This is a genomic window from Abyssibacter profundi (genome assembly GCF_003151135.1).
Classification (GTDB): domain Bacteria; phylum Pseudomonadota; class Gammaproteobacteria; order Nevskiales; family OUC007; genus Abyssibacter; species Abyssibacter profundi.
Genome location: NZ_QEQK01000025.1, coordinates 1 through 9872, shown reverse-complemented (window position 1 = coordinate 9872; position 9872 = coordinate 1). Strand labels below are relative to the sequence as shown.

7 protein-coding genes are annotated in these 9872 nt (G+C 59.9%); 6 read left to right on the top strand and 1 reads right to left on the bottom strand.

Going from position 1 to position 9872, the window contains the following annotated elements:
* Positions 1 to 99: helix-turn-helix domain-containing protein (locus DEH80_RS17855; RefSeq protein WP_133249082.1), on the bottom strand; the 99-nt coding region annotated here is incomplete at its 3' end.
* A 111-nt stretch (positions 100 to 210) separates the two neighbouring features.
* Between DEH80_RS17855 and DEH80_RS16975 the strand changes: the two genes are divergently transcribed.
* From DEH80_RS16975 to DEH80_RS16950, 6 genes are all read left to right on the top strand, one after another.
* Entirely contained in the window at positions 211 to 3234 is a 3024-nt protein-coding gene (locus DEH80_RS16975) for an RNA-directed DNA polymerase (protein ID WP_165831544.1), read from the top strand.
* Between the two features lie 160 nt (positions 3235 to 3394).
* The gene (locus DEH80_RS16970; RefSeq protein WP_109721715.1) at positions 3395 to 5815 is read left to right on the top strand and encodes a penicillin acylase family protein; all 2421 of its coding nucleotides are present in this window, start codon (positions 3395 to 3397) and stop codon (positions 5813 to 5815) included.
* A 116-nt stretch (positions 5816 to 5931) separates the two neighbouring features.
* The gene (locus DEH80_RS16965; RefSeq protein ID WP_109721714.1) at positions 5932 to 6651 is read left to right on the top strand and encodes a phosphoadenylyl-sulfate reductase; all 720 of its coding nucleotides are present in this window, start codon (positions 5932 to 5934) and stop codon (positions 6649 to 6651) included.
* Positions 6652 to 6667: 16 nt separating this feature from the next.
* Positions 6668 to 7393: an alpha/beta fold hydrolase gene (locus DEH80_RS16960; protein WP_207774669.1), complete on the top strand. Its 726-nt coding sequence runs from the start codon at positions 6668 to 6670 to the stop codon at positions 7391 to 7393.
* A 4-nt stretch (positions 7394 to 7397) separates the two neighbouring features.
* Entirely contained in the window at positions 7398 to 8213 is an 816-nt protein-coding gene (locus DEH80_RS16955; RefSeq protein WP_109721713.1) for an alpha/beta fold hydrolase, read from the top strand.
* A 583-nt stretch (positions 8214 to 8796) separates the two neighbouring features.
* Positions 8797 to 9468: an NYN domain-containing protein gene (locus tag DEH80_RS16950; RefSeq protein WP_109721712.1), complete on the top strand. Its 672-nt coding sequence runs from the start codon at positions 8797 to 8799 to the stop codon at positions 9466 to 9468.
* Positions 9469 to 9872: the final 404 nt, after the last annotated feature.

Sequence of the window (9872 nt, the reverse complement as noted above, 5' to 3'; positions counted from 1 at the left end):
CAACAGGCGTGCGATGGAACTAAGCGTGGCGCCCTGGCCGTGCTGAATCATGATGGTCGCACGCTCTTCTGGGCTCAGGTGATGGTAGCTGGATGACATGGCAACACTCTTTTTGGATAGTGTTGCACTTGTTTCCTGAGCCTACGCTGATTCCTTGAGTAAACGGTTTAGGGGTATCTGGAGCTCACGGGCGGGCAAGAAGGCAGCGTTTTGAAGAAATACACCATTTCTGATCTTTTCTTGGCCTACAGGCAAGCAAAGATCGCCCAGTACTACGAAAAACGCGGCGTGGGCTTAATTCGTCTGGCTAAGTTCGAGAAAGACCTTGCGACGAACTTAATCGCACTACAGCGCAAGCTTGCCAAGCAGAACTGGTTTGATGGCGTCAATTTAGATGATATTTGGGTTACGCCAAAATCACTGCCAGATCCCACGCATGAACTAGGCATCAGGGAGATTGGGAGCTCTTCTGCTGGCCCTGAGCCCCTCGACGTACAGTTGCGTGTTACCCCCAGCCCTGAGTACTTGATTGTAGAAGTCTTATTTCTATGGGAATTCGGTCCAGCTCTTGAAAAGCTGATAAGTAGTGACTCGCTGGGATATCGCCTCGATACTCGAGGCACCGCTGTAGATAAGTCGCGGCGGTGGTTATTTGAGTACTGGCCAACAAAGTATCAGCAGTATCGCGAAGACGGTGTGGCCGCTGCCAGGCGACACCTCGAAGACGGAGAGAATACTGCGGTAATTGTTACCGCTGACCTAGCACGCTTTTACGACAGCATTGATCCACGATTTCTTCTGGAGGGGCAGTTTTTAGAAGAGGCCTTTGCTGTCCTTTCAATTACTGGGCGTGCGCATGAATTTAAAAGTGCGGCTCGGTCACTGATCAGTGCAATCGGGCGATATCAGACCAGAGCCGCAAAAATTCTGCAGCTACCAATTGAAACAGGCATTCCAATCGGTGGGCTTACCAGCCGCTTGATCGCGAACCTCGCGCTTACATCACTCGATGCGCGTATCAGACGATGCCCGCAAGTGCTTTCATTTCGAAGGTACGTGGACGACTTTATCGTTGTTGCAGATGATGGAATCGGGTCTTCGGAAGACGAGATACTTGAGAAGTTGCTGCCAATCTCTCGAGGGGAAGATGATTCTTGGGTTATTGATTCAAAGGCGGTCGAGCGAATTGGATCGCGCCTCGTTCTGCAGGACAAGAAAACCAGAATTCTCAAGCTAAGCGGCGAGCAGGGATTGGATTTCCTGTCTGCTGTGGGGCGTGATTTCGCGAAGCTTGTGAGCGGGCGGCGCGCCTTCTTGGACGTGGATGCATTGTCTACCGAAGCGGCCGCGAATCTGATTCGAGCATCCCGCGATGGTCAATCTTCGCTTCGAGTCTTTCGCGATGCTGATCGCGCCAAGCTGGAGCGATTTGCGCTCTCAACAAGCATCGCTACATTTGAGCGTGCAAGTTCGATGATAGACCCGGATGAGGGTCGAAGCCTGATCCGACGGCACCTTGAGCAATTGGTGCGGATTCTTGATCACGGTGGAAACTGGGTAACAGATTTCGATGTCGCTCTTCGATTACTGCAGCTGGCGGTCAAGGTTGGGGACATGTCGGCCGCCGAGGATGCGCTGACTCGCATGGATGCGAAGTGGCGAGATACAACCGCATTGCGTGGCACAGTTGCAAAGATGCTTTACATGGGGCACGAGATTCCTCCCACTGCGCGAGCAAGCGAAAGCCTCTGCAGCTATCTACATGAACGCCGCCTAGAAGCGGTGTGCGCGTGCATTCGTACCAGAATTGACCTTTATCCTGAGGGAATAGCTCCAAAGCTCAAGGTTACATACAAAAGGCGGCGGTTGGGCTGGGTCGCACTCAAGCGGAGGGCTGAGTGCCTTGCAATGGCGGACCTGCGAAGTTTGGATCGTGAGGCAGACCTTTTAAATTTGAGTAGCTCTGCTGTCGCAGAGAGGGCAAAAGCAGTCCCTGATCTCCAGGGGCTACTTAGGAGAGACTCTAGTCTCGCCGCCCGGCTGGACAGGATCGAGACTTTTGTCCGTCGTTGCAGCGAGTTTGGTGATAAATCCTGGGTTGGAGATGCCGCTCGATTGTTCGCATCTCCCCGTCCACCGTCCTACTTCGATGTGGCCCGGCGCCTGTTATATCGAGCGGAATCAGAGGAACTGCCTGAGGAAATTTTCGCCGAGCTTTTGGCCGTTGTTAACGCGGTCCGTGGAACGAACTATCAAGATGCGATCGGGGAGTCGAATAAAGACGGGCGCGAGGTTCGCTTGCTAGGCGGATGGCAGCAGCAGCTTGGCCTTCTTGAACAGAATTCTGACTCTTCAGTTCGTCTAATTCTTGGAAATCTCGTGGCGGCTGAGGCCTATTGGGACGGTGCGGCGACCGCGGTTGCTGGGGGCGAGCACGGCCAACCTGTCTTGAGCTTGCAGAGGCTTTTGGACGTCGAGAAAGTGCTCCGCAAAGCGTACGGCGCTGCAAGCAGAGTTCAGTGGCCGAGCCGCGCATTACTCGTTCTGCCAGAGTTGTCATTGCCTCGAGCGTGGCTTCGTCCCATCGCAACTCACGTTGTTTCCAATGGGAAATTCGCGCTAGTCACTGGCTTGGAGTATCGGCACGAGACCGCAAAATCGCACGTGATTAATCAGGCGTTTGGCGTGTTCCCAGGGCTATACGGTTCGGTTGCTGCATGGCCTTGGACCAAACGAAGGCCTGCCCGCGAGGAAGCCGCTCACCTGGCTAAGAAAACCTCGCCTTTGAAGTTTCCATCTCCAAAAAGTTGGCCCGACAGGGTGGTTGTAGATTCGCCCTGGGGGCGCCTGTCAGTACTCATTTGCAGCGAACTGATCGAGACGAGACTTGTATCAGAGTTGTTGGGCCGAGCGAATCTAGTGCTTTGCCCTGCATGGAATCGCGATACTGCGTCGTACGACCACCTGATTCAAACCGTCGGCTTCCAGCTCCACGCGATTATCGCGGTCGCGAACAACGGTCACTATTCTGACTGCCGCGCTTGGGCTCCAAGATTCAAGCGATGGGAGCGGGACCTTTGTCGGCAGATTGAACGTGACGTCAGCGATGTAGTGTTCGTCGACTTGCCACTTGAGAGCTTGGTCAAGTTTCACGCTAGCGCTGACCGGGCCACAACAGTACTTCAAGATTCAAGCATTACTGGCTGGCGTCCGCTTCCGCCGGATTGGCCATAACCGAGAATACGGAACTAACTGGCCTATCCACCCCACCGGTGGGCATCGAAGCCCTGGGCCACCCGGGCAGCTTCCCGTTGCGTAGCATGCGGTCGTAAGCGGACGGTATCGATCCGCAGACCGATGGCATAGCGCAGGGACTGCGCGGGGGAGGAGAGGGATGCGAAACGCACAATGGGCGGCCGGTCTGGCGGCCTGTGGACTCATGTCGCTGGCGGGTTGCGGCGGCAGTATCGGCAGCGACCAGGGCGACAATCCGCCCGTCGGCGCAGCACCAACCTACGATGCCACCATCGTCCGCGACAGCGATGGCGTACCGCATATCACCGGCGCCGACTATGGCGATATCGGCTATGGCTACGGGTATGTCCACGCCGAGGACAATCTCTGTGTGCTGGCCGAGGATCTGATCACCACGCTGGGCCGCCGGGCCGAGTTCTTCGGCCGTGACGGCAGCTACAGCATCCCGGCCAACGGCAACACCTCCAACAATGTCGACTCCGACTTCTTCTGGCGGCATATGCAGATCGAAGAGCGGGTCGCGGCCCTGCGCGCCGATGCCTCACCCGAGGCCGCTGCCGCCACCGCCGGATTCGCTGCCGGCTACTCTCGCTACGTGCGCGAGCTGCAGGCCGGCGAACACCCGGGACGCCACGCGGCCTGCCGCGACGCGGGATGGGTCACCCCCATCACCGCGGATGATGTGTACCGCCGCTATTTCCGGCTGGCGATCATCGCCAGCAGCTCCGCACTGGTCACCGAGATCGGTGCGGCCCAGCCGCCGCTACCCGGCCAGACAACACCCGCGGTCGCAACCGACCGCGAGCAATTCCCGTTGCAGGGCGGCCTGCCCATCGGTAGCAACATGTATGCGCTATCGGGCGAGGCGACGCAGACCGGCCAGTCCATGCTGTTCGGAAACCCGCACTTCCCCTGGGAAGGCACCGAGCGGCTTTATCAGGCGCATATGACGATTCCTGGCGAGCTGGACATCATGGGTGCCTCGCTCTACGGCGTGCCAGCCGCCCTCATCGGCTTCAATCGCCATGTCGCCTGGAGCCATACGGTCTCGACGGCTTACCGGTTCGGGCTCTATGAGCTGACGCTGGTGCCGGGCAACCCCACCAGCTACCTCTTCGATGGCGAGGCCGTCGAAATGGAATCAGAGACTTACAGCATTCAGGTCCTGGAGACGGATGGCAGCCTGACGGAGGAATCCCGCACGCTGTACCGCAGCCACTACGGCCCGATGATGAGCCTGAGTGTCTCGGGCATCCCGGTGCTGGGTTGGGATGTTCTGCGCGCCTACACACTGCGCGACGCCAACGCCGAGAACACCCGGATGATCAACCAGTTTTTCGCGTGGAATCGCGCGGAGTCACTGGATGACTTCATCCAGAAACAAAAGGACATCCTGGGCGTGCCCTGGGTCAACACCGCGGCCACCGGCCCGGGCGAGCCGGCCTACTATGCTGACATCACCGTCGTGCCCAACGTCCCGGACGACAAGGTCACGCAGTGTCAGAGTCTGCTGGGGCCCGTCGTCGGCGCGCTCATGCCGGGGCTGCCGGTGCTACGCGGGTCCAGCTCCGACTGCGACTGGGACAGCGACGCCGACGCGCCGGCACCTGGCATTTTCGGGCCTGGCAATCTGCCGTCGCTGCTACGCGATGACTGGGTACACAACTGCAACGACAGCTACTGGCTCACCCACCCCGACGAACCCATCACCGGCTATGCCGCCATCATTGGCGACGAGGGCAACGAACGCAGCCTGCGCACCCGGCTATGCATCCGGCAGGTCCAGGACCGGCTCGACGGCAGCGACGGGCGTCCGGGCACCGGCTTTGCCGATCTGGCCGAGCTACAAGATATCGTGCTGTCCAGCGCCTTGATGACCGAGCGTCTGGCCCGACAAACCGTGCTCGATTCGATCTGCCCGCTGGAGACCATCCTCTCCTCGTCGCTAACGCCGGTCGATGTCAGTGGCGCTTGTGCGGTGTTAGCCGCCTGGGATGGTTCGCTGAATCTCGAGTCGGTCGGCGGGCATATCTGGCGAGAATTCTGGAAGCGGGCAGACGATGCGCTGCTGCCGCTGTGGCTCAGCCCCTTCGATACCAGCGACCCGGTCAACACCCCCAATACGCTCAACCCCCTGAACCCACAGGTTGTCGCGGCCCTGGCCGACGCCGTCGAAGCACTGGAGCAGGCCGGCGTGGCACTGGACGCCCCGCTGGGTGCACTGCAAGTCTCGGCCGTACACGACCAGGCCGACCCGGTGCCGGTCTTCGGCGGCAACGGCTTCGAGGGCGCGTTCACCATTGCCGCTCGTGGCGAACTGGTCGATGGCCGGTACCCGGTCACCTACGGCAACAGCTACATTCAAACCGTCACCTGGGATGACAATGGCGACCCGATTGCCGAAGGCTTCGTGACCTACTCGCAGTCCACCGACCCGGCCTCACCGTATTTCCAGAACATGACCGAGGCCTACGCGGACAAAGCCTGGATCCCGTGGCGGTTCACCGAGGCGCAGCTCGCCGCCGACGCCGGCCGCAGCAGCTTCCGCGTGAGCGAATAGGGCGGCGGGCGGTATCGCGCCGCCCGCTTCTTACCTTATTCCAATCCCGACCGGTCTCTGGTGGCGGCCAAAGCGCGCCCCTACACTGCGCGTCGCAGTTGGAATGGGACCAGACCATGCAGAGCGCCACCGTGCTGAACATCGAAGACCAACCCGCCGGCAATTCGGCCGGGTTGACCGCAGCCGACCTGGAGGCCCTGAACGCCGCCTATGCGCCGCTGGCGTTTGGTGACCGGATTCGCAAGGTCTACGAGGACTTCGATCCGGCCAAGGTGCTGGTGACCTCGTCATTCGCGGCAACCTCCGCGTATTTCCTGCACATCATCTCCAACATCCGGCCAGACCAGGAAATCTCCTTTATCGACACGGGCTACCATTTCGAGGAGACCGTGAAGTACCGCGAGTTTCTGGCAGCCGAGTACGGCCTGCGGGTCCAGGCGCTCAAGGCCGAGGAGTGGAAGCACGAGTTCACGCGCAAGGACAAGACCTGGAGCCACGATCCCGACTTCTGCTGCTCCATCAACAAGGTCGAGCCGCTGGAGGCGATCAAGCCCAACTACCACGTGTGGATCTCCAGCCTGATGCGCTGGCAGACCGACACGCGCTCGGAAATGGAGATCTTTGAAGAGCGTCGAGGCATCATCAAGTTCAACCCGATGATCGACGTGACCAAGGACGAGCGTGAAGCCTACATCCGCGACCACGGCCTGCCGTTCCACCCGCTGGTGGCGCAGGGCTACCAGTCCATCGGCTGCACCCATTGCACCGTCAAGGGCGAAGGCCGCGCCGGACGCTGGATTGGCAAGCCGAAAACAGAGTGCGGGCTGCACTTATAGGCGGCTGCGCAGCGCGGTGCAGCTAGCCATCGGCCTGAGCTGCGCCGCCGTGGGCGCGCCCGCTGGCGCGGCGCCCTCCAAATCTACCGCCGACGCCCCGGTGGTGCTACTGCATGGCCTGGCGCGTTCCGCCCGGTCCATGCAGCCCATGGCAGATGCACTGGCCGCGACGGGCCGCCGTATCTGCAATATCGACTACCCCTCGACCACCGCCACCGTGACGGCGTTGGCCCGCAAGGTTGTCCTGCCGGCCGTCCGGCAGTGCCAGGGCGACACCGACACATCGATCGACTTCGTCACGCATTCCATGGGCGGCATCCTGGTGCGCGTGCTGGCCACGATGGACCAGGCCCCAACCATCGGCCGTGTCGTCATGCTAAGCCCGCCCAACCAGGGCAGCGAGCTGGTCGACCGCATGGGCAACTGGCCACCTTTTCGGTGGTGGAACGGCCCCGCCGGTCTCACGCTGGGCACGGACCCCGACAGCCTGCCGGCACAGCTTGGGCCGGCCCGGTTCAACCTGGGCATCATCACCGGCACCCGCAGCTACAACCCGCTGTTCTCCTCCTGGATTCCAGGCCCGGACGACGGCAAGGTGTCGGTGGCCAGCGCAAGACTCGACGGGATGCAGGCCTTTCGTACGGTGGACGCCAGTCACACCTTCATCATGCGTAATGCAGAGGTCATCGAACTGACCAGACGCTTTCTGCAAACGGGGCACTTTGACGCAACGGAGCCTTAGGGACATGAAAAGCCAGACCATCCCCACGCCGCTCGGCCATCTCCACGTGCAGGTCGGACCCGCCAATGGCCCGGTTATGCTGTTCTGGCCCAGCCTGCTGATGAGCGGCGACATGTGGCTGGACCAGGCCGCGCATCACGCCGCCGACCATCAGGTCGTGCTGATCGACCCACCCGGCCAGGGACGCAGCGAAGCCTTGCAAAGCGGCTTCGACTTCCCGGCCTGTGCGCTGAGCGCGCTCGCTGTTCTGGATGCCATCGAGACCACGCCAGGCCAGGCCGTCTTTGTCGGTAACTCCTGGGGCGGCATGATGGGTGGCACGCTGGCCGCCATGGCGCCGGACCGGCTACGCGCCGCCGTGCTCATGAATTGCACCGGCTCACCCGTGGGCTGGCGCCAACGACTGGAGTTTCTGGTGCTCAGCACCATCATCCAGCGCGCCGGCCGCATACCCCGCCCGCTGGAGCGCGTGGCCATCGACGCATTCGTCGGCCCGACCACCCGGCGCGAGCGCCCGCAGGTGATCCAGCAGATCCGCGACGAACTGCGCCGCGTCGACGGCCGCTCCGTGCACTGGGCCATCCGCAGCGTGGTACCGGAACGCCCGGACCAGCTCGCCACACTCTCGACCATCGGCATCCCGGTCCTGGTGGTCGCAGGCGCCGAAGATGCGACGTTCCCCGTACCCGAAACACAGCGCATGGCCGACGCCATCCCCGACGCCCGTTTCGAAGTGCTGGATGGCATCGCCCATCTAGCCGGCCTGGAAGATCCACGGCGGGTGGCCGATCTGGTCAACAAGTTTTTACACTCGCTCTAGAAACAACGACGTCAATTGGATGATCGCAACGCGGACGATCTCAAGGGCTTCATCAGCAGACCTGGGGCACTCACACCCAACACTCCTCCGGAAGATCGCATCACGAAGAACCCCACGGAAATGGATGTCAGACCGGAGGTTCGATCGATGGCGCTAATACCGCCCATACATAGTGGCCATCCATGCGCTGGGTGCGAAGTCTGATGGAGACGCCGGGACGACCCGGCCGCGAACCACCGCAGACAACTTATTTTTGGGTGTGGCAAGCAGCGTAATCAGTCACCAATTGCAACACGGCCTCCCAGACGCACCCGTGTTGCGGACAAAAAAATTTCAACGAGCGACTTTTTTGCGCGTGTTGACAGTCTACGCGGCGTGGACTGTCTCGCCATTGTTCACCCAGTGCGCGTTGAGCGGCAAGACTCGCGGTGCTTCGGGACGGAAACTAGCGAAAATTGACAACACGTACGCCAAGAAGTAATTTTGCATCACAACTCACCCACGGGGAGCAGATTAGGTTCTGTGAAGCGATGGGCGAAAACACCGGCCGCGAGCCGGTGTTTTCATTTCTGGGATCAGAGAAATGAAAAGCGTTGCCTACGTAGATGGATACAACCTTTACTACGGGCGCCTCAGAAACACGCCATACAAGTGGCTAAACGTCTGGGATTTGATCGAACATATCCTTCGCGTCCAAGAACCCGTTGATTCCCTCACCAAGTTGGTTTTCTGTACCGCTGGGATCAAAGCTCGATTCGCTTCACACGGTCAAGATAGTGTTGAAGCGCAATCAACTTACCATCGAGCACTGAAATCCGTTGGCGTTGAAATTGTTCTGGGCCAACACACAAAGCCAGAAAAAGCCAAGCTGCCCAAGGCACACCCCCATGTCTATCACCCTGACCCGTCAGATGTTGTAGAGGTGTGGCGTATGGAGGAAAAGCAAACTGATGTGAATCTAGCTTTGGGCATGTATCGAGATGCTATGAGCGACGACTATGACCAAGTCGTCCTTGTCTCAAGCGATACGGATCTGGTGCCCGCACTCTTAGCGATACAAGAAGATGCACCTCAGGTGAGGCGCGGCTTGATCCTACCCAGACACCCCATAGCAGCAAGACCGCCGGCGAGATCATTGTCTGCGCTGTGTCACTGGACGCGGGATCACATCAATGATGACGAACTCGAAGCAGCCTTGTTCTCCAATCGCGTACCGACAGCGAAGAAACCTGCGGACAAACCTGCGCATTGGTGACAAATGGTGAACCGCCGCAGATCACCTGCGTTCTTCGCGCAAGGTGACAAACAGCACGCAGGACGCATGGGTCAGGCTTGGTCAGGCATGCTCGCCGCGTTCCTTTGCAATCCCAGATGGGGAACCTTGTATTTGGAAACTTTGAACCTTCACCCCGCCGGTCGAAAGAGTCCTTTCAGCTGTTCTAGGGAAGCACTGAACTATTAGCACCGCCAAGTTGCTGCCTGCAAACAGGCCAGGCAAGGCGCGAGGAATGAAGTTTGGTCATTCCAAATGAACGACGAGCAACGCAGTCTGGCCTGTTTGCAGGCGCAATCCAGACGGAACGGGCCGGTTTTCCCGCGATCCTGCGTTGCGAAGCGCGTCCATGCGCTTCGCCCTTCGGGCCGGCCTGCGGCCGTCCG